Genomic DNA, 23466 nt, shown 5'->3' with positions numbered 1-23466 from the left:
CGAACCGGGAGGCTTTGTTCATCGCGCAGAGATTACACTGCAATATGAGCTCGCACGGAACTGATCTGATCGAACGCTTCGCGCCCGCCGCGCGAAAATTGTCGGACGGGCTTCTGGTGGCATCTTCGGCTACAGTGGCCGAGCAATCGCACGGGCATGCGATAACGTCAGATCCATCGCAAGTGAATGCATGCTCGCGATGGATCAAGTAGTTCTAGTATCAAGGAATCAGGACCGCGCGTCCATGGATCCTGCCGGCATTGAGATCGTGCAACGCCTTGTTTGCATCCGAGAGGCTATATTCGGCCGTGGCGAGTTCAACCAAGCCTCGATCCGCAAGCGCCATCAACTCAGTTAGCTCAGCCCATGTTCCGACCAGGTTTCCGATGATGTTCTTCTCGGTAATCACCATGTCGACGGTTGGGACACGGATGTCCTCGCCGTAACCAACGACGTAGTAACTCCCCATAGGACGCGTCATTGAGAGTCCTTTGGAAGTTGTGCCTTTCTCTCCGACGAAATCAATCACCGCCTCCGCGCCGTTTCCGGCAGTCAGCGCCAAAACGGCCGCCACTTCGTTGCCGTCAGCCTTGACCAAGTGGTCAGCGCCTGACTTTTCGGCAAGTTTCAGCGATGCCTCGGACTTGTCGACGACGACAACATCGGCTGCGCACATTGCCTTGAGGCACTGGATTCCGATGTGGCCTAACCCACCCGCACCGATAACGACGCAGAATTCACCTGGCAAGAGGTGACGCGTGGCCTTCTTGACCGCGCGATAGGCCGTGAGGCCCGCATCCGCGTATGGCGCGACATCCTTTGGCGCGAGAGTCCGCGGCAGTGGGACGATATTGCGCTCCGATGTGCAAAGGAATTCTGCATAGCCGCCGTTGCAATCAAGCCCCGGAAACGCGCCAGGACCATGCATGTCGAAGCCTCGACGACATGCGAGACACGTGCCGCCGGTGATCTTCGGATGGACGATGACTGGATCGCCCTTCTTCAGTCCCTCGACCTCCTTACCAACCTCTTCGATCCAGCCAGCATTTTCGTGTCCCATGATGATGGGTAGCAGTTTGTCGCCGCTCGGATCCATATGCGGCTTCCAGACGCCTTCGATAATATGAAGGTCGGTCCTGCATACGCCCGCACCACCGATGCGGACGATGACGTCCGTCGATTTCGTCAGCTTCGGATCAGGCACTATCTCTTCGCTGACCCACTGGTCGTTGGAAAACTTCTCGTCATACGCTCTCAATACTTGGGCTCTCATCATCTCCTCCGTCTCCCCGGCGAACTTCGGTTCGCCATCGGCGATCGAGCCTCAGCATTTTTCATGCCAGCACTTTTTCTTCGAGGAGCCGACAGCCCTTCCTCGAAGCGAAGCAACAGCTACTGCAGTGCACTCCGAGGGACGCCGTTCACCTCAGATGAAACAACCCGCTACTACCAAACCTGTATCGGTGTCATCTAGCGTTCTCGATCGTCAGGGAGGATCTATGGCCAAGCAGGGCTCGATACAAGGAATGGCAGCCGGCCTTTGCAGCGCATTGCTTGCCGCGCACACGGCCAGCGCCCAGATGCTGTCGCCTGCCGCCAAGACTCCCGATGGCTCAACACTGTTCAAGCAGCAATGCGCCACGTGTCATACAACAAACCTGTCGGATCCAGTCCGACAGGGACCATCGCTTTACAAGATCGTCGGGCGGCCTGCTGGCAAAGTCGACGGGTTTCACTACTCGGACGGGTTCGCCAAAGCAGACTTCGTCTGGGATGAGACCAGGCTCGAGGCCTGGCTGACCAATCCGCAGGCGGTGATTCCGGGTGCGGTGATGGCTTATCGACAGTCCAAACCGGAGATCCGCGCGGCGATCATCGCCTACCTCAAGGAGTTCAACTGAATGTCAAAACCGGTTCACTCGATGATCCGCGTGCTCGACGAGGCGAAATCGCTGGACTTCTACAAGCGGGCTTTCGGGCTGGAGATCGCCGATCACCTGAAGTTCTCCGACTTCGCCCTGATCTATCTGCGCCATCCATCTTCGCCGTTCGAGATCGAGCTGACCGTCAATTTCGATCGCAAGGAGCCTTACGCGCTCGGCGACGGATACGGACACCTCGCCGTCGTGGTCGAGGATCTCGACGCCGAACATGCCCGGTTCGAGCGCGAGAAGCTCGCACCGGGTCCGCTGCGCGACTTCAAGCACGATGGCAGCACGCTGGCGCGCTTCTTCTTCGTCTCAGACCCCGACGGCTACAAGATCGAGGTGATCCAGCGGGGCGGGCGTTTCGCCTAACCAAAACAAGACAGACAGCATTGGAGGAGCTTATGAGGGAAGTTGATCGTCGCAGGAAATTCGACCGCCGAGTCTTTCTCAAGGGTGCGGCAAGCACGGTGCCGATTGTCGCGGCCGCGACCACCACAGGGCTCGGCATCCAGGATGCTTGGGCGGACGATGCAGCTGCGCTGACACCCGCTCAGCTGAAGACGTTGGTGAAGGTCGCGCGTGACATCTTTCCGCACGACATGTTTGGCGACAGTTACTACGTCACGGCGATCAAGCCGTGGGACGTAAAGGCGGCGAAGGATCCGGCGATCAAATCGCTGATTGCGGACGGCATCGCCAGGTTGGATCAGGATGCCCGCGAGCGCCACCAGGTGCCGTATGCCGAGGTGCAATGGGAGACTGACCGCGTGGCGCTGCTCCGCGGCGTTGAGCAAAGCGACTTCATCAAGACGGTGCGCGGCGACCTGGTCGTCTCGCTGTATAACCAGAAGGAGCTGTGGCCGAAATTCGGCTATGAGGGCTCCTCCGCCGAACACGGCGGCTACATCAAACGCGGCTTCTCCGACATCGACTGGCTGCCGAAGGCTTAAACCCGGTCAACATCCCATCAGGAGGACCGCACCATGGCAAAATTCGATTTGAACGACCCGGGGGTAGTTGTGATTGTGGGGTCTGGCGCCGGCGGCGGTACGCTGGGCAACGAGCTCGCGCAGAAGGGCATCAAGGTCGTCATTCTCGAAGCAGGTCCGCGCATCGAAAACCAGGACTTCATCAATGACGAATGGGAGAGCTTTTCCCAGCTCGCTTGGTGCGATGCGCGCACCACGTCAGGCAGCTGGCAGGCGGCCAGGGATTTTCCCAGCCTGCCAGCCTGGATCGTGAAGGCGGTTGGCGGCTCAACCACCCATTGGGCCGGCGCGTCGCTGCGCTTTGACGAGCACGAGTTCAAGACGAAGAGCGCCTATGGCGGCATTCCCGGCGCCAATCTCTTGGACTGGCCGATTACGCTCGCCGAAATGGAGCCGTGGTACGCCAAGGCCGAAAACAAGATGGGCGTCACCCGCACTAATGGCATTCCCGGGCTGCCCGGCAACAACAATTTCCGGGTGCTGGAGGCCGGCGCGAAGAAGCTCGGCTACAAGGAAGTGCACACCGGCAGAATGGCCATCAACAGCGACGCGCGCGACGGCCGCGGCTCCTGCCTGCAGATCGGCTTCTGCTTCCAGGGCTGCAAGTCCGGCGCGAAATGGTCGACGCTCTATACCGAAATCCCCAAGAGCAAAGCCACCGGCAATCTCGAGGTGCGCCCGAACAGCATGGTCAAGATCGAGCATGATGCGAGCGGCAAGGTCTCCGACGTGGTCTATGCCGATGACAGCGGTGTGATGCAGCGGCAGAAGGCACGCGTGGTCGCGGTTGCCGGCAATTCGATCGAGAGCCCGCGTCTGCTCCTCAACAGCGCGTCCAGCATGTTCCCCGATGGCCTTGCCAATTCATCCGGTCAGGTCGGCCGCAACTACATGCGGCACAAGACCGGCAGCGTCTATGCCGTGTTCGAGAAATCGGTCCATATGTATCGCGGCACCACCATGGCTGGCATCGTCCGCGACGAGGCGGTCAACAATCCGGGCCGCGGCTTCGTCGGCGGCTACGAGATGGAAACGCTGTCGCTAGGCGTGCCCTTCATGGCGGCATTCCTCAAGCCGGGGGCCTTGGGACGCGAGTTCACCAACGCCATGGAAAGCTATCCGCGGATGACCGGCATGTGGCTGGTCGGCGAGGACATGCCGCAGGAGACCAACCGCGTCACGCTCGATCCCAAGGTGAAGGACAAGTTTGGCCTTCCGGTCGCGAGCGTGCATTTCGACGATCATCCCAATGACATCGCGATGCGGGCTCACGCTTACAAGCAGGGCGCCGCGGTCTATGAGGCGGTCGGCGCGACCGTCACCTACCCGACCCCGCCCCCATAATCTCGGCACCAACCGTATGAGCGAGAACCCCAGGGATGGCGTGGTGAACAAGTTCGGCCAGACCCACGACATCAGGAATTTGTTTATCTCTGACGGCAGTCAGTTCACCTCTGGCGCGGCCTGCAATCCGACGCTGACGATCGTGTCGCTGGCGATCCGGCAGGCGGACTTCATGGCTACTGCGATGCAAAAGAAAGAGATCTAAACGCGACCGAAGGCGGGCAGCCCTGTCATTTCGGGAGTGACAGAGCTGCGTCGGTGTGCTGCCCGCGCTCCAATGCGGATAGTCGGGGCTCCGGTCTGCTGCTCCGCAAGCCTGACACAGGAGCAACGAAATCGGTTTGTGCGCTATCACCGCCGGAACGATAGATGAGACAGCAACATCGCAAGAGCGAGGCGAAATTTTTCACCTCCCCATGATGTTCGAGGACCTCGTTGTGGAGACTCGTAAGGAACTTCGCGACGCTCATCCTCTCCCTTGCCGCAATCTCCTCAAGTGTGTCCCAAAATGCGAGTTCAAGACGGATTGATGTGCAATGACCTCCGATCCGCAACGAACGCGTCTGGGTTTCGTAATTACGCTGAGGCTGTCGCGCAAATAAATTGCACACGGCGGTCCCCTCGAGATGCTTGATTCCGGTCATGATGACATAGTCCGCTGCGTCGCGCAGCCATTTCGCGGTGAAATTCACCGGAACTGGAGCCGAAATGCCATACGATCGAATCGACGCCCGCATCCTTGAGATCGTCCAAAAGAATAACCGTCTGACTTCCGAGGTGATCGGCGAACTTGCCGGGCTTTCTGCCACCGCCTGTCAACGGCGCCTGAAGAGGCTTCGTTCGGAAGGTATCATCGAAGGCGATGTCTCGATCGTTTCGCCGAAGGCTGTTGGGCGGCCGCTTCAAATGCTTGTGCTAGTGACTATGGAGCGGGAGCGTTCAGATATCATCGATAGATTCAAGAAGGCCATCAAATTGTCAGCTGAGGTTGTCAACGGATTCTACGTGACGGGGGACGCGGACTTCGTCCTATACGTTACCGCTACTAGCATGGAAGAATACGAGGAGTTCACTCGGCGATTCTTCCATGTGAACCCGGACATCAAGGGGTTCAAGACGATGGTCGTATTGGATCGCGTGAAAGCCGGCTTCGTCATTCCAGTTGAGAGTCCGTGCCAGGATTGACTGATCGCTGATGCGGTGTCTCCTGCGCGGGTCGACGCGTTCGCGCCTTTTTCCGTCGCTCAACCGCTATAAAACGCAAAAAACGTCCCTGCGATGCTCTAGTCTCAGGTTAACTTCCCCAGCTGGTCTTGACCCCTCCGGAATTGGGATTGGCATGCACCTCAAGATTCGCTTGCTCATGCGCAAGATCCGCCTTTCGCTCACAGACCGGCCTCGGGCAGCCTCACATATTCTGCTGGTTCGCTGTCGTTGTCGAACGCCGGCGTCATTCGCTACCTGTACGCACTGAAACATTGCCCGTCATGGGGGGAAGGCAATTTGGTTGTCGAGACAGAGCGCGTCGAGAACCACAAGCACGCGGAAAAAGAGAGTCCGCCCCGCTTCTTCGATCTGGAAGGATCCGAGAATATTTCGGCAGTGCTTTGGGGGCGCTGGCACGGTGCCAAAATTTGCGTGCATGGCGCTTGCGGCCCCTATCCCGACAACGTGGGCCTTGGCCGCATAAAAGGCGAACAAGCCCCGAAAGGCGTCACGGGAAACGGCAAGGCTTAGCCATCGCAATATCTCCCCACGAATTCTTCTACGATTAGTCAGCACTTGCACCCCTTTTTGCTGCGCCCTGCGCCTCCGCGCCCCTTGAGCTCTCGTTGCAGTTGATCCGCCCTTGGATTACCATTTGGTTGTTTTTAGAAGCCCTTTATCCGGCATGGGAGTTGAGTCATGTCGCGCACCGGAGCGTTTTTGTTAGGCGCACTCGGTGGGTTGTTACCTATACTGGTAACCGTGCTCGCCGTAGATCTTGCGCCGTTTATCGATCACCCTGAAGTCCTTAGTGTCGGCAATTATGTAGGCTATGCAATACGGGTCGTTGTGCTGATCTTTCTCGGCGGCATGATGGCATTGCTAAACAATGAGGTGAAACAGCCATTCGCAATTGTTCAGCTCGGCATCGCCGCACCTGCACTCGTTACATCATTTATAAATGGCGCGACGCCAGCTAAGCCCCCCGCAGTCCAGCATGCCTCCTTCTCCATTGTTTCCGTTGCATACGCTGACGAGGTGCGTTCGGCACCGGTCAAAGCGCAACTAGCTGGATTCCTTGAAGACGTAAATAAGGGCCTGACTCAACGACTGGACGGTGTGGCCGCACAAAACCTACAGAGATCTCAGGACGCATCGCAAAAGCCCCCGCAGGGACTTGGCAACGCTTGCATAACTGTCATGGGGAGAATCCCCGGTCCGACCGGGCCGATAGGCGGACCTTGCACAGTGCCGGCACCAAACGGTGGTGTGACTAATGGCTACATCGGTCAATAAGCTATGACACGCATGACCCGCCGCACCTCACCGTAGGTTCACTGCATGCGCGATGTTCTCTTGGCCACGCCCCCGCTGTCGTGGCGACGACCATTAGCGAACCCTGCGTCTTCGGAAGCGCCGAGGCTAGCGCCTTCCAGAGCTCAGCATTTTTCCAGATGTGGAGCTCGTCAACCAAGACGAAAGCCGGCGTGCGACCATGTGCAGGTGCACCCTCGCCAGAAATTGCCTCAAGAAAAGAGTCATCTAGCTTAAATTCGATCGGCCTTTGCACAAGTCGGGCATCACGCGCCGCCATTCTGCCCTGGCGTGTTTGGAGGGCTATGTGGGCGGGCTAATGTCCTCCAAAGCGTTCGCGTTTGCGGCGAGCTGAGGTTTTCCGCCCTTCATGCCGCCCCCCCCTCGACAAGGTCGCTAATTCGCGCCAATTTTTTGGAATGCGGCAGGCGCACCTCATTGTCACTATTGCGGTAGTTTTCTTCTGACGCAGACAAAGACGGTTCAATTACGCTGCTCCACGCTGTCAAAGATGAACTCGTGGAGAAACACTATCTGCCAGAGGCAGGCTTCTTCGCGCGGGATCATTCAGAACCTATCCAAGCCAATGACGCCGCTCATCTAGAAACTAAAGAGGCGGGTCCGCCAAGCGTTTGCCGGTCATCCGCCTCGCGGTGGATCGAGCTACGTCAACCTGTATGAAGACCTTTGGTCCTTGCAGGGGATTATGGACCGAATATCTGTAAGGCGCATCCAGTACGCCTCACCCGGCAATGTCGATGTCAACGGACGCGCAGACATCTTCGACGAGATGCACATCTCGCTCGCCGAATTTGCTAAGAACTTTGAAAACCTGAAAATGGGATACGGTAACCTCTACAGGTTTTTGGCCGCGAACCAGCTACTCAAGGCTGATGCAGAGCGTTTCGATAAATCAGGCCCCCTGGCTGACCGCATCAATTCGTTGGCGGGAGCTTTGGCTGCGGCGCTCAAGCTGCCAGATATCGAAACGATTTACCGTCTGACAGATCGAAACGCATTGTCGTTCGCAAAGATTGTGCTCTCCTATTTCCGTCGCCTTGAGCGCTACTATCTCTTTTTTGCTGAGGGGCGCGTGCAGGAAGGCTAGCGCCGCCTGTCGGTGTTCCGCCCATTTCGAGCGCGCAAGCAGCGCAACACAAGGAAAAGGCCGCCCCGTAGGACGGCCTTCGGAAGCTTCGCCATTGACGTGACGACCGGGGCGGTTGGTGACACAGCCGCCCCACTCCGGAAAGGTGGCTCGACGGGCCGGAAAGTCAACGCGCCGGATAATTCTCAAGGTCATATGCCTTCGCCAGGACGTCACGATGGCGTGCACGATCTTGTGCTCGCCGTTGGCTCGCGCGGTGAACCTCACTGGAGGCAGTCCACTTCGCATGATTCCAGAACTCGACCTAATGCATGTTATTGCAGCCAAACTGCGGTCGTGTGGGCGGCTTTGCAAGCGCACAGGCCGAAGGGCACAGTGGGATTACCGTGTCTTCGACCGCAGAAAGCTTAGAGCTTCGGTGACGATCTTAAGGAGGTTATGACCATCTATTACGACTGCTCCCCACACATCACCAGCCATTGACATACCAGCCATCGCCCTGCCTGCCATTGCGGGCGGTCGTTCGTACACTTCGGCAGCTTCGAGCCCTCTCTGGCTTGTGGTTTTGACGTGCTTGAACGCGTTGGCCGACTAGCTCGCTACTCGGAACTGTTCGCATTCTTCTCTGATTGCTTTCGCAGCTTCGCGCGCCTATCGCGATGCGCCTTTCCGTCCCATTGCGAGCGGTCTCCCGGATACGCCAAATAGTCGACGGAATGATCTATCGCCACACAGGTGAGGAAGCCTTTCCTCACGCTTACGGGTTTTCCCGGAAGTCGTTCACGGTTGGCTCGACAATCTCATTTAGGTAGCGCTCTAGATCTTCCACTCAGGCCCCACATCAATGTTCTCAGGCGCAACCGCTCGTTTCTCTATCGATGCAGATTGAGAAGCACCTTGAACGTGCCTTCTCCTTTTGCTCGCGCGGTTGCCGGAGTGGTTGCAATTGCGGCATCCAGGGTCGGATTGCCGGATGAGAAGCCACGAATAAGCTGGTATTGGTAGTCGAACGCGAGCACACCTACGAACGTGGTCCCATCCACGTAGCCCGTTGCATAGGTTGATACTGTGAACTGGAAGCCAGGGACAGGAATCGGGGGCAACCCGGGCAACAATTGGGCTTTGTGTCCCGGTGGAAGCTCACCGCTCACCACGTTCTGACAGATCGTTGGCCTTTCGACATTTCTAGAAATGAACTCGTCCGCACAATAGAAGCTGAAGTCTTCAAGACCCGCGAGCTTGTTCAGGGCTGCAATTTGCTGAAAGGGACTCCTCACGCCTACTATTGCGAGAAGGCGCCCGTCCTCGTTCCGCTTGACTTGGCCGCCCGTAACCGTTCCCACTAATCCTTTCAGCGCGTTGGGTCTGAAACAAGGGATGGTCAGATCGGTGATCGCCATACAAAATCTCTCCGCCCACAATCTTCACTTCGGAAGGAAGTCCCGGCCCTAAGGGCTTATTGATGTCAGGGCGAGTTATCTCTGTGAGCCTTCGGATAGCGTCGTAGCCCACGACGTTGAAGAGGTTCATTAACTTCAGTTCAGTCTCTTCGTAAGTCCAACTCAGATAGGGCTCCTTAAGCTGCCCCGTCGCGTACAGCCTAAACTCGCGGCCGTTCGTCAACAGGAAATATGCTGCGCTAATCTCGGGGTGCGCGCAGTAGGTGTGAGCCTGCTCAACATCGTCCTGAGTAAGGGGCTGCGAAGGCGCTTTAACCTCTACGGCCCAGCGCCCATAGGACGTCGCATCGCAGATTCGCCCTGCCAAGGGAGGGTCTTTCTTTGGCTGCTTCCGCCCCAGGAAGGCCCTGTCGTACCGCAGCGGGACTTCGGTGCGGATATTGGCGACTGTTCCGTGTGCATAGCCAAGTCGGTGGAGAAGAGGACGCACGATGATTTCTCGCACGCCCGTTTCGTTCATCGCATCGAAGTTCGGGGTCATTCGTCTCGTCCCTTCAGAGGCGCTTTCGCCATGCACAACAAAACTTCCGCCCTACGCCATTACAGTGATTCGACGTGTAGGCTCGTCGCCGAACACGTATCGCGTGGCTTAGAGGCTCAAGAGCTCTTCGAGGCCCCTACGCACGAAGGAGCAGGCTGGGGTGACTATGCAAAGATGGTCGAGCTACTAGAAGACTTCGAGGAGGAGGAGCAAGTTCGAATGATGCATCAAGGGCACGCCCGTGCCTCTGACCTTGTTTTCCTCGCACCGCGCAATGGTTGAGCGACTTGCTACCGCATTGCTCGACAAGAAGCGCTTGGAAGCCGATGAGGTCGCAAAACTCCTTGCGGACTGACCAATATCAGCGTTCAGCGAGGAAGCTCTGAATGTCTCTAATCATGCTGGCAACGTCTTCTCTCTTGAAGCCCTTGCTATCCCCATGTGCAGCACTGTTGCGAATATCTGCAAATGCTGTGATTTGCTTCTGACGGAGCCTATTGTAGATGCCAGCCTTAGCCAAATCCGCGTTCATCCTGTCGAGCTTCCCAACTTGCAAGCCATTTTCGGTGCACATCTCACGGAGAGTAGTTTCTAGCACAACTCCTGCAATAACGGCAGCAGCAGTTTCGTAACCCGAAGCCAACAGCTCGGCCGCCTGATCGAGTTCACTGTCAAAGACTTCACTCTGGATCAGCGTTTTGAGACTGGAAAGGTAGCCGCCCTCGAAATCTTCTCTTGCCGCAGACAGCACCGCTCTTTGCTTGAGAAATGTCTCATAGTTGGTCGTGTACATCGACGGCTCTTCGCGCTTCACGAACTCCTGAAAGTGCTGTGAAGTCTCGCCGCAGACCGTGACCAGCAGATGCCGGACCTTTACAGACCAACTAATAAGGTCGTTTTGATCGATGCGATGGCCGGCAAAGCCATATTCGCCTCCTGATTCATACTTCTTGGAGGCGTCAATTGCATCAGCTTGTTTGCTCAAGTCCTCAAACCGACGTCCGAAATCTACCGCCACAACAATCCTCCATCAGTCCTCAGCACGCCATCCGTATCTCGGAGATGATCGTATCGCATCTAAGCCTCCAGCACCCACCGCAAGAACCGCTCCGTGCGCTCTACATGGGCCTTGGTGGCCGGCGGCGTGAACTGCAATCCTGACAGCGCTCCAGTGGCTACAGGCACTCGTGGAGCTTTATAGGTCCCGGCAGTCTTCTTCGCCTTTCTCCGCTCCCAAGCAGACCGTGTGTTGCTTTTCTTCGGCAGCAACGGCTCCACATGAGCCCTAACCGTCGCGCCAAACAGTGGCAACGGACCTCAATAGGTCTCCACAGCCTTCAAGAGCTTTTGTATCGGTGCGCCATGCCGTCTTGTAAGTAACGTCCAGCGCCTTTTCGACCTCTCTTACGGTGATCACTGCTGGCAACGTGTTGAGCATGTGAGCGGCCTGAATCCATGAAGCCAAGCGGAGCTTAGACCCCTCTAGCGGAGTGCCCGCAGTGACCGTGAACTGTTGCCGGCATTCAGAGCAGAGGTAGATAGAGGCCGGGACGGTGCGACGCACCACCAACCACGCTAATGGTACGGCCTGATGCTTTGCAATGAGGACATACGGGACCGTTGGGCCACCTAATGCGCTCCAAAGCCGCCCTGCAATCGTCCGCCTGCACGAGAGCTCCCTCGTGTTTTGTCTCGTATACATCTTCCGTAGTGTTGTCAGGCAACCTGGATTCGAACCAAGATAAACAGAGTCAGAGACCGAGTGTCACGAGAGCAAGGCCGACATCTTCGCCGGCCAAGCTCTATGATTTCGTACTGGAAGGGATCGCCTTAAACACAATAGACAGCAGCGCGAACACTATAGCTCCGACAATGGATATGCAGATCGTTGCGAATTTTAACCACGTAAGAGCTGTCGCTCTCTTGGCATCGTCATCGCGAATAGCGCGTCCGGGCTGGAGAAGCATACGAAGGATAATATCCTCACCCAGGTCGGACAGACCGTAAATAGCACCCCCCATTCCGCAGAACATCGCGAGGGACGACACGAGCGACGAGCCAGCTTGCTGCGTAGCCACAACCCAAGACAGCAGGCTAAAAAAGCCCAAAGCAACAGCAAAACCCATGTCAAATAGCAACACACGGTCTCGGTACAGATCGAGCGCGGATTTCCCGAACGCTGTCGGCTGTTTGAAAGCGGCTATCCTGAACTCGTTGAGATCCTGGGCGCTATATCCGCACCATCGCCGCTCAGGGACCTTCATCGGGGCGACTGCCCGGTCGACCGCCGCCCTGAACTTATGGTTTGCACCGAAGAAGCCGAGCGCCGCTACGCCAGTCACAACCAGGCCAACGATACAGACCCCGCTGAAATCCATCAGACCCCCAGCATAAGCTTGCTAGCCCGCGATATGATTAGCCTGCAACCGGCGCAGGACTTCAGCGATTCTCCCCGGTGTCGCGCAGTATTTCAACGAACGAAACCGCCCACTTCAACGTTGCCCATACGGGAGCATCCACGGCACGTTGACTTGGCCGGATTCTCGCAGCAGGTTAACACCGTCTGCGGGATCTGCGGTTGAGGGCCTCAAGCCCTTGAGTCGCAGGAAGAGCGTATTACGCGGCCGATGAATTTGGCGCCGGGTCGGGTCGGCTTACGTCTGGACGACGGTGCCGCTAGTGAGCCTTAACGCCGACCGCGGCCCGACCTTCACGAGAGCCTAACATCTCCCCGCATCTAAAATCGCTGGAGGTAGCCAGCCCGGCGAGAAACCAGAAACACCATCGCAATCGGTACCGTGCGCGGTAGCACCATTCGCACTTACGATTTGAGAATTTCACTGCCCTGTTGCGCGAATACGACATACAATACAACTACATTGTGCCTACAATCAGAGGATTAGACGTTGGCAGGGGACATCCGATGTTTATTCGAATATTTGCCGCGAGCGCGGCCGCATTTCTGTTGGTGAGTTGCTCCATCCACCCGCTTCCAGAAGACGTCACAGGTGTAAATACGTATCATATTGCTCGGCAAATCCGCTGTGAAACGCGGGAAGCCGCGCTGCAGTTTCTAATCCGACAACTTACACGGCTTGCCACCGATCATGATGATCAACTCGGCGATCCAATCGCCCGACAAGTATTAGCGGATTATGAAGCGGACCCCGACTCGATTAGCAACTTCAATCCCGATCGATTTCCGGGTCCGAAATATGAACAGGTGCGAAATTTTTATCGCGTAATCTACTCGACGGCGATTGCCTACAATTTTGACCTCACCATGAGTGAACAAAATGATCTGGGCACCACCGTGAACCTATTGGGTCCTTGGGCACGAAAATTGACGCTTGCTGTGTCAGGCGATTTCAACAGGAACCGAACTAACGAGCGTTCCTTCACGGTGACGGACACCTTCAGCGAACTCTTGGTAAGAGTAAATGTGCCGGTTCGAGGTCATCGATACTGCGACGGGCAAATCAAGCAGGCCAACTACGTCTATCCTATCGCCGGTCATATCGGTGTCGACGAACTTGTGAAGACCTTCTTCGAACTGGTTTATCTCGGGCAGTTGTCTGAAAAGGACGCCGCAGCCGGCGCGATCGGCGCTCCAACCATTGCAGACAAACTTACCTTCACGACGACAATTGACGGGTCATCAACGCCCAAAGTCATTTTTACTCCCGTCGGCACTGGCTTCCAACTCGCCGACGCTTCGCTCACTGGTTCGCTAAACCGGACGGACACTCATAAAGTCACTGTGGGTCTTGCTGTAGATAAGGACGTCCTAGCTTATCTTACTGCGCTGCGTAGCTACCTTTTCTCCCGAGAACGAAGCGGCGGTGCCTCCGTCGTCTCCCCTTCGGTGCGCAGGGTGCCGCCCCGCGCCCCTGTGCGCACACCACGCCTACCGGCGGACGACATATATGTAGGAACCACTCTTACTGCCCAGGCTCGTAATTGGGCCGAAGAACTTGCGGCCAGAGCGGTCGACCAACTGAAAAGTCGCGAGCTCCAGCTCATCCGCGCTCCATAAGGGATCACCTCCAAATGGCAAAATCAGTCTCGAAAGCCCAGAAGCGCGCGCCACCTCGCCCATCCAGGCGCACAAAGAAGGCAAAAACACTGGTCATCAAGCCAAAACCGAAGACCCGAACGCCTAGGACGGTAGACCCAATTCCGCGTGACAAAGACGAAGATCCATTTGGTGATTTGTGATTCCCTCGCGCATGCAGAGCTAACCCTTTTTAAACCGCTACTCGAAGGAGCTTCGCGATGATTAGAGCAGCCGCATTCAATCAAGGGAAATTTCCGACCATAAGTTTTGTGAATCTGGCTAAGGCGCCCCTTGAGGTCGACCTCAAGAAACTGGTGTCAGCATTAGAAAAGCAATTGGAGCGAGATTTCGTACCCATATGGGGTTATCCTGCGAAGCTTCAGGTTGCCGACAAGCCGAAGCCTGATGAATGGCAAATTGTCTTTCTGGATGATTCTGATGCGGCCGATGCCCTCGGTTATCATGATCTGACCAAGGACGGACAGCCCGTGTCAAAGGTCTTCGTCAAGAGTACCGTCGCGGCCGGGGAGAAGGTGAGCGTCACCACGTCCCATGAGTTGCTCGAAATGTTGATCGATCCCGGCGCGCAGATGTGGGCTCAAGCCAGCAACGGCCTGTTTTACGCTTACGAAATGTGTGATGCGGTGGAGGACGGGGAGTATGAAATCGATGGCATCGCCGTAAGCAACTTCGTCTACCCTTCTTTCTTCGAATCCTGGCATAAGCCGCGGTCGGTCCGATTTGATCATCTAAACAAGGTCAGCAAACCGTTCCAGACTTTGAAAAAAGGGTATCAAATCGTCAGCAACGGTTCAGCAGCGCGAGAGATCTTCGGCTCGCGCCACAAGGAGCGCCATTTCCATGAGGTCGAAGATCGCACTATGCATCGCAGCGAATATCGCAAACGAATAGCGAATATACGCGCTGCCAGAGCCAATATGCCGGCAGCACTTGTTACCGAAACCGGGTTAGCAGCCGACACGAGAACGCCTCGCGCGGCTGTACTGCATCACGCCGGGCGACTCTTAACGGAGTTGGCCGCCATGGTCGACCCGCTTCCAGGTGGCGATCCATTTGAATTGGCAAGACGCGGTCGTCAAAGCAGAGTGGTCGATCCGCTACCTGGTGGCGACCCGTTCGAATTGTGACGCGGAGCTACCGGTGGCACCGACCTTTCCTGTAAATACATGAAAATCGACTGCCCACGACGCAGAAGCCAATCAGTATCTTGCAGCCGCTTGATAGAAGCGTTCTGTCCTCTGGACGCGATTGTGCTAGACCCGTTCTGCGGGTCTGGTTCGACGGTGGTGGCTGCGCGACGTACTGGCCGATCAGGTGTCGGCATCGAACTCGAAGCACAGACATGAAACGGCGTCCGTATGCCCCAACCCATCGGACTTTTCACTTACGACAAGAAACTCATTCTGGAGCGGTCCTATTGCGTTTCAAGCCCATCTCCCGTTGCGCCTCTGATCTCAATACACGGCAGTTGGACGGGGAAACTGGCGCTGAGGCGCGTCGGAGCAAGGCATCCAACCGTATCCCTGAAGGGAGCCCTCGGCCGTACCCTCCGTTGCGCCGCCGCCGTCTCCTCGTGTGCCGAAGATTTCCCGTCCGGCCGCGATCGGCGCAGCCGGCAGAACCAAACGGGAGATAAATAGATGAAATGTAACGAAAAGAACCAGCGCCCCCAAGGAGTTTTCGTGGTCGAGGGCAAAGGCGACAAAGCCTTCTGGACCAGGATCGGCGCCGCTTGGCCGCATGATGACGGTAAGGGCTTCAACCTTCAGCTCAGCTGCATGCCGCTGGATGGCCGCCCGATCGTCCGCGAACCGAAGGGCGACAAGGAGACGGCGCGATGAGCCCCGTTTCCACTTCCCGCTTGCCTGGGCCGGCCAGCAGAACAAAGCCGTGCGGGGAAGGGGCCGCAAGGCGCGGGTCGATCACCGGAGCCTCTCCGCGCAGAAGGTTTCCGCCCTCACTCGTGGCGACCGCGTCAAGGTCGCTGCACTTGAGCGAGTGCCGAAGCTGCATGTCGGCCACGAACAGCGCGCCCGAACCGGGTCGCACCTCTCATTCAATGACGCTTCAGCTGCAAACGCAACTCTATCTCGGCGCTCCAACCTCCAGCCGTTTTGATGAAGAATGCGCGTCGCTGGAGCGCCCGGCTCCGATGAAATGTCCGCTCGCAAACCGCGCTCCCGTCCGAGGCGGGAGCCCTCGTCCCGACATCACGGTCTCGGAGGTTTCGTTCGACAACGCTGACAAACAAACAAGGCCATCCGCCTCGTCCAGTTGTGTACCGGCGTGCCGATCGGGCACCAAGCGTCACTGGAGCGGCAACCGTTTCAGTCGCCCGTTCGAGCGAGCGACCTCGCGAACTCCGCCCCTCCGCGGCGGGCCCCTTAGCGGAAAAACGGCTGGACGCGGTTGCACCAGCGTTCTCTCTCGCGTTACAGTGAAGCGCCCGTCGCTTTTAACCAGGTTCAGATGTCGATTGAATCAACCCCGGCCATTATCGAAGACGTTATTCGTATTTCCAGAATTCCCAATCGCGAAAACGTTTACACTATCAGTCCCTTCGGGTATCGCGTTGGATTTGCCTTTCAGCAGCAGCGCGCACTCAATCTCGTTTCTGCCCTCAAAGCGAATCTCGGGAGAGACCTTCAAACCCGTAGCATCGTGATCGTCGGCGGCGGCGTCGCCGGCGTCACCGCTTTTTCTGCCTTGGCCAAATTGCGCTGCGAAGACGTCAAAATCTACGAGCGCGCCTCTGACGTGCTGGACCTGCAGAAACCCGCGCGCCACCGTCTGGTCCATCCGAACTACAACAAGTGGCCGATCGTCGATAAACTGAACATTTTCACAAATTTCCCTATTCTAAATTGGCATGCCGGTCCGGGAGACCAAGTAGTCGCCGAACTAAGAGAGCAGTTCAATTCGATTGTCGCCGACGCCGACCTAGCCCAGGCAATTTTTTACGAAATGAAGTTCGAACGGATAGTTCGAAACGATAAGACCGGCACCACTATTCAGTTCACAAATGTGACAACCGGAGCTTCGGAAGAAGTGTCGTGCGATATCCTGATATTCGCTTCGGGATTCGGCCCGGAACGCAGGACTGGCGGACACTTCAGAACGTATTGGGATAAGCCCCTTCCTTTGTCGGACGGCCCCAAAATCGACAAGCCGATCAAGATCTTCGGCACCGGTGACGGCGCGCTCATCGATATGCTCAGGTGCTACACCAGGGTCGGCGAGGACTTTTGGAAAATTCCGCTGGGCCTCATCTCTTATTTCAGAGACAGGAAGCATCTTTCTATTCTTACCGGACGCCCGTCCGATGTATCCAGCAGGTCTCCTTCGCTGGATTGGACCCGCTGGGAAAAAGCGATCCGCGAGCATGAGCTGACGACTGCGCCGCTGGTATGGCAGCTGGCCACAGCGAACGAAAACCCGTCCCTCTGCGCCGCCCTGAGTCTCAAGGAGAAGGACTTCTATTGCGATCTGATGAAGCGCGCTGGGAAACAAAAGTCCATCAACAAGTTTCTTGACTCTAGGTTGAAGGAGAGGCCCACGGAGACGCCGGTTCCGGAATTGATCGGACTTAACGAGACGCCGTTCGAGCCCACATCCGCGCCGATCAACAAGATGCTTCTGGCCTTTCTCATTAACACGGATCGCATCAAGTACAGTCGCGTCTCGAAAGCGGAAGCGGAACAGATGATCGACAAGATCGCCAAGATGGAGGCGGACGAGGCCGCCCGCAGGATAGACATCGTGCGCATAGGCTCCACTGCGCCGGTCACCGGCGCATTCGGGCTGTCTCGGGAAGAAGTTTTGGTGCTGACAATTTTATCCGGCAGCTCGCCTCCGAACACCGAGCACGACGACGGGCTCCTTGACGACGCGATCAAGGATCAGGCGGGCGGCGACCCTGCCAAGTACAAAATCAGCGCAGCTCAAAGAAGAACAGAAATCATCTCGAAATTCTTCGAAGTGCATTTCGACGCGGAGGAAAAGTGCGCTACATTCGAGCCAATGGGGCACTTCGATGACGGGCGATTCCTCATTAGGAAACCTCAAAATCTCACCGATGAGCGGGTGAAGTCAACCTTATGGGACCTTGGCGGCTTGGAACGGGAAATATTCGGATTTCCGCTGGCGTGGCGGCAAGAGCACGTCGTTGCAGACCAGGGCATCTAAATGCTGATCACCCCGTCGCTCGTTCTGGAAACGCCTTCCACCCCACGGCGTGCCCGCTTGTCTTTCCTGTTTGCGACGCCGGACGACAAGATCGTCGGGCTGACTTCCGACTGGCTTGCCAGCGGAGGCGACGAGTTCAGGATCGACGTGAGATCGGAAAGGCAGACGATCGGCCTGGGCGAGCAACCTCACCCGCTTCTTTCAGAGATGGAAAAGATTGGTCCGGCGCGATGCGGCTTCCTATTCTTCCTGGACGAAAGGCAGACGATTGCGCCGACATTCGGTCGTCTAAAGTCCTCCATGCCGGTTCGAAGCATCGGAGGAGCTCTCGGCCGTAAGGTGTCTTTTTTGGGACTGCGCCCATATTCCGAAGGAACCGTGCTTCCGCACTACGACGAAGCGATGTTGGAAATCGCCGGCAGCAAGCGATCCGTATTTCCCCTGTTGGCCGTCCGTTTCAAAAACTTGACCGCGCTGTGCCGGCAATTCAAGGTGCTCAATGGGGCAATGCTCGCGGACGAGGAAGGTCATTTCGTCGGCATCGTTGTTGGAAGAGCCGACGAAATCCTGCTTGCCGCTCCGATCGCGGACTTGTTGGATGCACACGGCCTTTCTTTTCTCTCTGAAGACCGAATAAAGTCCTGGAATCGCAAGTACGAGCCGCACGCCGAAGATTTCGAGCTTGGCGAATTGCCCGCCGTGCCCGAAGATTCGATGTTGGATCAGCTCACAAAAGAGCCCGCATGAAACTATCGCGGCCCTTGAACAAGGAGCAATGGCGTTTGCAATTGGTGCAAAACGCTGCATTCGCCGCGCTCGAGGGTTCGAAGCGCGCCGCCCTTCGTAATTATAGGAGCGGACCACGGCGCAAGGTCATATATGTCTACGATACCGATATCATCAAGACGAATTGCGCACCTTGGATCCAAGGACCGGTGGTGCACGAAGCTGAGAAATGGATAGGCGGTTACGGCCAAGTATTGCCGCTACGCCCCACCTACGATCGGGAGCTCCAAGAACGGCTGAAGATATCACGAGATGAAGACCGACAGGCTGAAGCGGTTGCGCAGCTGATCGTCAAGCATGCACTAAAAGCTCGTCTTGAGGTAAGCGCGACGCTTCCGATTTATCAGCTTCCGGCACATTTCCGCGAGACTACAAAAGTCTACGACGCTGTTCGCAAGCAGGCGGATGCTTTTGACCGTAACGACAGCAATGCTATCATAAAGCGCTCGGTCGCCGCCGTGTCTGGCGCGCTCGTGGTGCTTCGGGACATGGCGGCAAACACGCCGCGAGGCACTGCGGGTCAAAAGCGGATCTCCGAATTCACGTTCTCAATCGTCAAAAGGATTCTCGACAAGACTCGCAACCCAGTAAAAGCGGTAAGAGAATGGGATCGATTCTATGCGCTGAACGTAAACAACGGCGGCATATTCTCGACCAAAGCCTTTCGCGGAATAGATTCAAGGAGTGCGCGCGATTCGGAGAACGGCGCCGTAATCGATTGCTTCACCAGAGACCTTTCTGACATCGAAAAAGATCAGAAGCGGACACTCACCGGTGCCGCTGAGAAACTAATAATCGTACAGAAAGGACGCTTCTCCGCGAAGAGCGAGACCATAGCAGACGATGCAGACGCTATCGCAGATCTCTTTCTGATAAATAAGCGACTGAAGGAGGCCGATACAGAGTGCGGGTTGGTCTTGGTCACGGGCGATCGTAATATAACGCAGCTTTTCTTCAGTGAATTTCATGCCGCACTGGACATCGATCGGAAACTTGCAAGAAATTTCGGGCGCAATTTTATCCACCATCATTGGGCGTTCATCGATGAGGTGGCCGTCGATGTAAACGGACAGTTTCAGAGTTCGCCGGCCAGCGGGCGCCCCACCATCGAACACGCAACAAATGATCGCCCCCCTGAATTTTTTTCGGGTCTGTTGGCGTTTAGGGATGAGCCGGACCTGGAGCTGGGGAAAGAGGACTGGGAAGCCGAGGCGCTGAGGAACAAGCAAAACATACTGTACGAAATCTCCACGAGAACGGAACAGTCGAAGTACAGCGAATTCTTGAGCGACGTCGACGACACTGCGATCGGATCGGCCTATAAGGTCTGGGCTGAATTCACAGAAAGGGCGGTCATAGCGGCCGAGTTAGACGCATATAGCGAACCGGCGTTCGGCGACCTGCAAGATCTTAGAGAGCGCGTGGTTAAAGTTGTCCAGAAGTCGGTCCAAAACGAAGAGATAAATTGGGAAAGACTTCAAGATGAAGTAACCGAAGAGGTCGTCCGCGCGCGCGATCGGTCGAACGTTGTGTTTTCGGACATTGGCGCCGACGTGTTGATGGCCGCCCGCGAAAACGGCGTCCGCAATCCGCCGGACCTGATGTTGGACCGGCTCAACAATACGAACGTCATTTTCGATAGGTTAGCGAGCCCGGAAAATGTGTACAGCACGGTTGATAGCTTCAACGCCGATTTCGATCGGATCGCTGAAGATTGCCACGACTCCACTGCCGACGGCGACGATCGGCAAGAAGTCTATTTGAAATACTTGGTCCTCGGCGCACTCGTCGCTAGTGCCGAAAGGTGGTCGGTCGCGGAGGAGCACGCGCGCAATGCGATCTCAATAATCGAGAGGTCGCGCCGATCGAGAAAGCCGATTCCGACAAGGGAAGACGTCGAGCGGGGCGCTGCAGAATCATTCTTGAGCGGACGCGAAGCATATTTTCTGCGCGCGATAGCGTGCCGCATACTTGCGCACGGAGATCGGGACTTGGCAAGAGCCGAGGCATTCCTGTCGATCGCACGCGAGAGACTGGATGAAGACCGGGAGAAAGGATCCGCGACTGTTCCATTCATTCGTTTTGACAACGAGAAGCTTGCTCTCGCGCTGAGCGGTTACTACTGGAAGCGAATGTCCAACAGCAGCGATTCTTGCGACGAAGCGGTCGATAGCATCTACGTCGCTGTGTGTGGCTTACTGGAGGAAAGGGCGCGCCTGATCTCCAACTCGAAGGCCCGAACATCGGTGGTAGGCGAACGGTACGAATCAATTAAGCCCATAACGCTCGTGAGCATTGCAACCAACCTAATCCAGGTCAAAGCAATCTGGTCGTTCAGGGCGGCCAACGACAAAGTCGACGCCGCTTGTCCGGTTAGTTCGGCGTTGTTGAAAACTGCGCTGCATGACATCTATTGGAACAGCAATATCGTCGAACGCCTGAAACGACTTGTTCCTCCTCGATTGGCCCCCTATCACCCGAACAACGCTTATCGCCCGCTATCGATCTGCACTCCGCTTATTCTGCGATATGCGGCCGTTGGTGCATTACTTCTTAGCGATGACGGAGCAGGGTTTTGGCGCCCGACAACGATCGACGAAATCGATTCAATCTTCCAAAGCGACCAGAATTCCACGCGGTATGACCCCTGGAGATATCCTCGCCTACAGGAATTCGCTCGAAGATTGGTACAGGCCCAAGTAATGTCTCGGTGACCACGAACTCGGTCGGACCCAGCAATTGTTCGGAAGCAGTGTCAGCGCTACAGGACGGCCATGAACCGGGTCCGGCGAGCCCATAGGCTGGCGGCGAGCGACACGCTCTGTCCCACCAGCGAAGGGGGTCTGCTGAAACGACCCTGCCTTCCCTGAAGCGGTTGGACGGCAGCTGCGCTGCTAGCCAAGTAGAAGCCGCAATTCCCGCTCGGCGAGCGGCGCCTTGTAGTGGGTTTGACGCCGACATCGGCGTGAGGTCGCCGTTCATTTGGGGCCGCCTCGTTGCGGTGCACCGCGGCAGTCCGTGTTCAAAACCGCATCGCATTTTGCGACCGCGGCATTCCAGCTCCGGGCGCACGTTTGATCGGGCCAAAGCCCGCCCGGTCTCAGCTGATTGCCAAAACGGCTCCAAACGAGCCGCGGCGGTTTTTCCTCGTCCGGCGGTAGACCGCCCGATGCGTAGGAGCTCGGAGTAGCGAATGGTGCCTTGGACCGTTCTTCCAAATGTAAGATCATGACCCTGACTACACGGGAAATTTGGCAGCCGACGCCAAGCAGAACGCTGAACGGTTGCCTGCTACCCCCCCCCTCCCCCCCGGGTCAAGCTCGCGGACCTTCTTCAAAATTATCCAAAAAGGCCCGGCGTAGACATTCGCCAACTCGCCCACGGACACTCAGAGGGCCGTGCTCCGCGCTCCCTACTGCCCATTCTTGACGGTCGAGTCGTTCGCTGGGTATGCTTACACGGTGAAAACGCTTGGCCAAAAAATCCGCGAACGCCGCGAAGAGCTCGACCTCTCGCTGCGTGAATTCGCAAAGAAACTCGATTGCTCACCCCCCTTCATCTCCGACGTGGAGCACGGTCGGCGCTTTCCCTCCGAGCCAATGCTGGAGGAGATGTCGCGCCTGCTGAAGCTCGATGTCGCGGAAATCAAGCGGCATGACCAGCGCGCGCCGCTGGATGAAATCAAACGCATGACTGAGCAGGACCCCGGCTACGCCTTCGCGTTCCGCACGCTCGTCGATAAGAAGCTGACGCCGCAACAGCTTCTTGAGCTCGTCAATAAGAGCAAGCCTCTGCCCAAAGGAGGCAAGAAGTGAGCACGTATCGGGCGAACCGGGGGCCGTTCGCGACCCGTCCTTTCTACAAGCCCGCGGAGATCGACCGCATCTGTGCGGACGCTTTGAAAGCCGCGGGGCTGATGCCTGACACGCCAGAAGCTGTCAGGGTCGAACGGTTCGTCGAAAAGCACTTCAAGGTCTCACCGCGGTACGAGGCGCTTCCCGAAGGCGTGCTCGGCTATACATCGTTCGGGCCGAAGGGGGTCACGGGCATCGTGATCACGACGGCGCTGGATGCGGAAGGCGGCAGCGTCTCCGAGCGCCGCATCCGGACGACGCTCGCCCATGAGGCGGGGCACGGCCTGCTTCATACGCATCTCTTCGCCCTCGGCGAGAAGCCGCCGAAATTGTTCGAGGGCGGAAGCGACCGACCGGAGATTCTGTGCCGGGACGTTCACGGCACGGCGCACGAGCCGCGCTACGACGGGCGCTGGTGGGAGTTCCAGGCGAATCGGGCGATCGGCGGTCTGTTGATGCCGCGCGGTCTCGTTATCAAGGCGGCGGCCCCTTTTTGCGAGGAACGCGGCGGGCTGGGCCTGCCCACGTTGAAGGAGGACGAACGGGAGCGCGCCGCCCGCGAACTGGCTGAAATCTTTGATGTAAATCCTGTAGTCGCCCGTATCCGACTGGATGATCTTTTCGCCCGCCCGGAGAGCGGTCAGCTGACCCTTTGATTTTTTTTGCCGAACGTGTTAGCTATATAAGCTAACGTTGGCATACACTCCGACGGAGAATCTGGATCGGCACTACA

The 23466-nt window shown here is 56.9% G+C and carries 23 protein-coding genes and 2 pseudogenes; 17 read left to right on the top strand and 8 right to left on the bottom strand.

Annotated elements, in window-relative coordinates; genetic code table 11:
- Positions 1 to 220: 220 nt before the first annotated feature.
- Positions 221 to 1273, bottom strand: a complete 1053-nt coding sequence (locus tag ACVIIV_RS15095) for an NAD(P)-dependent alcohol dehydrogenase (RefSeq protein WP_456748732.1) — start codon at positions 1271 to 1273, stop codon at positions 221 to 223.
- 307 nt (positions 1274 to 1580) lie between these two features.
- Here ACVIIV_RS15095 and ACVIIV_RS15090 point away from each other — a divergent pair, with 307 nt between their 5' ends.
- From ACVIIV_RS15090 to ACVIIV_RS15075, 4 genes and pseudogenes are all read left to right on the top strand, one after another.
- Positions 1581 to 1901, top strand: a complete 321-nt coding sequence (locus tag ACVIIV_RS15090; RefSeq protein WP_456748731.1) for a c-type cytochrome — start codon at positions 1581 to 1583, stop codon at positions 1899 to 1901.
- Positions 1902 to 2297 (top strand): VOC family protein, encoded by a 396-nt coding sequence (locus tag ACVIIV_RS15085; RefSeq protein WP_456744892.1) that lies wholly within the window; start codon positions 1902 to 1904, stop codon positions 2295 to 2297.
- Positions 2298 to 2329: 32 nt separating this feature from the next.
- Positions 2330 to 2878, top strand: a complete 549-nt coding sequence (locus tag ACVIIV_RS15080; protein ID WP_456744891.1) for a gluconate 2-dehydrogenase subunit 3 family protein — start codon at positions 2330 to 2332, stop codon at positions 2876 to 2878.
- A 33-nt stretch (positions 2879 to 2911) separates the two neighbouring features.
- Positions 2912 to 4466: pseudogene (locus ACVIIV_RS15075) on the top strand (GMC family oxidoreductase).
- Positions 4467 to 4491: 25 nt separating this feature from the next.
- Here ACVIIV_RS15075 and ACVIIV_RS15070 read toward each other — a convergent pair.
- Positions 4492 to 4872, bottom strand: a complete 381-nt coding sequence (locus ACVIIV_RS15070; protein ID WP_456748730.1) for a ribbon-helix-helix domain-containing protein — start codon at positions 4870 to 4872, stop codon at positions 4492 to 4494.
- A 97-nt stretch (positions 4873 to 4969) separates the two neighbouring features.
- Here ACVIIV_RS15070 and ACVIIV_RS15065 point away from each other — a divergent pair, with 97 nt between their 5' ends.
- The 3 genes from ACVIIV_RS15065 to ACVIIV_RS15055 all read left to right on the top strand — a co-directional run bounded on the left by ACVIIV_RS15065 (position 4970) and on the right by ACVIIV_RS15055 (position 6763).
- Positions 4970 to 5446, top strand: a complete 477-nt coding sequence (locus ACVIIV_RS15065; protein ID WP_456744890.1) for an Lrp/AsnC family transcriptional regulator — start codon at positions 4970 to 4972, stop codon at positions 5444 to 5446.
- Between the two features lie 249 nt (positions 5447 to 5695).
- Positions 5696 to 5998, top strand: coding sequence for a hypothetical protein (locus tag ACVIIV_RS15060; protein WP_456744889.1), 303 nt, complete (start codon positions 5696 to 5698; stop codon positions 5996 to 5998).
- A 168-nt stretch (positions 5999 to 6166) separates the two neighbouring features.
- Positions 6167 to 6763, top strand: a complete 597-nt coding sequence (locus ACVIIV_RS15055; RefSeq protein ID WP_456744888.1) for a hypothetical protein — start codon at positions 6167 to 6169, stop codon at positions 6761 to 6763.
- A 1-nt stretch (position 6764) separates the two neighbouring features.
- Here ACVIIV_RS15055 and ACVIIV_RS15050 read toward each other — a convergent pair whose 3' ends face one another.
- A complete protein-coding gene (locus ACVIIV_RS15050) occupies positions 6765 to 7061 on the bottom strand; it encodes a terminase large subunit domain-containing protein (RefSeq protein WP_456744887.1) in 297 nt (98 codons plus the stop codon).
- A 414-nt stretch (positions 7062 to 7475) separates the two neighbouring features.
- On the opposite strand from ACVIIV_RS15050, the gene ACVIIV_RS15045 reads away from it, so the two are divergent.
- Positions 7476 to 7889: a hypothetical protein gene (locus tag ACVIIV_RS15045; protein ID WP_456744886.1), complete on the top strand. Its 414-nt coding sequence runs from the start codon at positions 7476 to 7478 to the stop codon at positions 7887 to 7889.
- Positions 7890 to 8761: 872 nt separating this feature from the next.
- On the opposite strand, the gene ACVIIV_RS15040 is transcribed toward ACVIIV_RS15045, so the two are convergent.
- The 5 genes and pseudogenes from ACVIIV_RS15040 to ACVIIV_RS15020 all read right to left on the bottom strand — a co-directional run bounded on the left by ACVIIV_RS15040 (position 8762) and on the right by ACVIIV_RS15020 (position 12208).
- Positions 8762 to 9289 carry a hypothetical protein gene (locus tag ACVIIV_RS15040; protein ID WP_456748929.1) on the bottom strand — a complete coding sequence of 176 codons (528 nt, stop codon included), beginning with the start codon at positions 9287 to 9289 and terminating at the stop codon, positions 8762 to 8764.
- Between the two features lie 202 nt (positions 9290 to 9491).
- A pseudogene (locus tag ACVIIV_RS15035) lies at positions 9492 to 9809 on the bottom strand (type I restriction enzyme HsdR N-terminal domain-containing protein); the annotation flags it as partial.
- Between the two features lie 382 nt (positions 9810 to 10191).
- Complete coding sequence (locus ACVIIV_RS15030) at positions 10192 to 10848, bottom strand: DUF4145 domain-containing protein (protein ID WP_456744885.1); 657 nt, start codon at positions 10846 to 10848, stop codon at positions 10192 to 10194.
- 505 nt (positions 10849 to 11353) lie between these two features.
- Positions 11354 to 11500 (bottom strand): transposase, encoded by a 147-nt coding sequence (locus ACVIIV_RS15025; RefSeq protein WP_456748729.1) that lies wholly within the window; start codon positions 11498 to 11500, stop codon positions 11354 to 11356.
- Positions 11501 to 11632: 132 nt separating this feature from the next.
- Positions 11633 to 12208 (bottom strand): hypothetical protein, encoded by a 576-nt coding sequence (locus ACVIIV_RS15020; RefSeq protein ID WP_456744884.1) that lies wholly within the window; start codon positions 12206 to 12208, stop codon positions 11633 to 11635.
- A gap of 545 nt (positions 12209 to 12753) precedes the next feature.
- On the opposite strand from ACVIIV_RS15020, the gene ACVIIV_RS15015 reads away from it, so the two are divergent.
- The 9 genes from ACVIIV_RS15015 to ACVIIV_RS14975 all read left to right on the top strand — a co-directional run bounded on the left by ACVIIV_RS15015 (position 12754) and on the right by ACVIIV_RS14975 (position 23389).
- Entirely contained in the window at positions 12754 to 13866 is a 1113-nt protein-coding gene (locus ACVIIV_RS15015) for a hypothetical protein (RefSeq protein WP_456744883.1), read from the top strand.
- A gap of 239 nt (positions 13867 to 14105) precedes the next feature.
- Positions 14106 to 15035, top strand: coding sequence for a hypothetical protein (locus ACVIIV_RS15010; RefSeq protein WP_456744882.1), 930 nt, complete (start codon positions 14106 to 14108; stop codon positions 15033 to 15035).
- A 39-nt stretch (positions 15036 to 15074) separates the two neighbouring features.
- Positions 15075 to 15254 (top strand): DNA methyltransferase, encoded by a 180-nt coding sequence (locus ACVIIV_RS15005; protein ID WP_456744881.1) that lies wholly within the window; start codon positions 15075 to 15077, stop codon positions 15252 to 15254.
- Positions 15255 to 15548: 294 nt separating this feature from the next.
- Positions 15549 to 15749: a hypothetical protein gene (locus ACVIIV_RS15000; RefSeq protein ID WP_456744880.1), complete on the top strand. Its 201-nt coding sequence runs from the start codon at positions 15549 to 15551 to the stop codon at positions 15747 to 15749.
- A gap of 628 nt (positions 15750 to 16377) precedes the next feature.
- Positions 16378 to 18093 (top strand): hypothetical protein, encoded by a 1716-nt coding sequence (locus ACVIIV_RS14995; RefSeq protein ID WP_456744879.1) that lies wholly within the window; start codon positions 16378 to 16380, stop codon positions 18091 to 18093.
- A complete protein-coding gene (locus tag ACVIIV_RS14990) occupies positions 18094 to 18840 on the top strand; it encodes a hypothetical protein (protein ID WP_456744878.1) in 747 nt (248 codons plus the stop codon).
- Positions 18837 to 21593: a hypothetical protein gene (locus tag ACVIIV_RS14985; RefSeq protein WP_456744877.1), complete on the top strand. Its 2757-nt coding sequence runs from the start codon at positions 18837 to 18839 to the stop codon at positions 21591 to 21593. The genes ACVIIV_RS14990 and ACVIIV_RS14985 overlap by 4 nt, the downstream gene beginning before the upstream one ends.
- 747 nt (positions 21594 to 22340) lie before the next feature.
- On the top strand, positions 22341 to 22694 hold the full coding sequence (locus ACVIIV_RS14980) for a helix-turn-helix domain-containing protein (protein ID WP_456744876.1): 354 nt from the start codon (positions 22341 to 22343) through the stop codon (positions 22692 to 22694).
- Positions 22691 to 23389 carry an ImmA/IrrE family metallo-endopeptidase gene (locus ACVIIV_RS14975; protein WP_456744875.1) on the top strand — a complete coding sequence of 233 codons (699 nt, stop codon included), beginning with the start codon at positions 22691 to 22693 and terminating at the stop codon, positions 23387 to 23389. Before ACVIIV_RS14980 ends, ACVIIV_RS14975 begins: the two co-directional genes overlap by 4 nt.
- The last annotated feature ends 77 nt before the right edge of the window (positions 23390 to 23466 follow it).

The sequence above is a fragment of the Bradyrhizobium sp. USDA 4354 genome (assembly GCF_054060315.1).
This window is presented reverse-complemented; position numbering and strand designations above follow the sequence as displayed.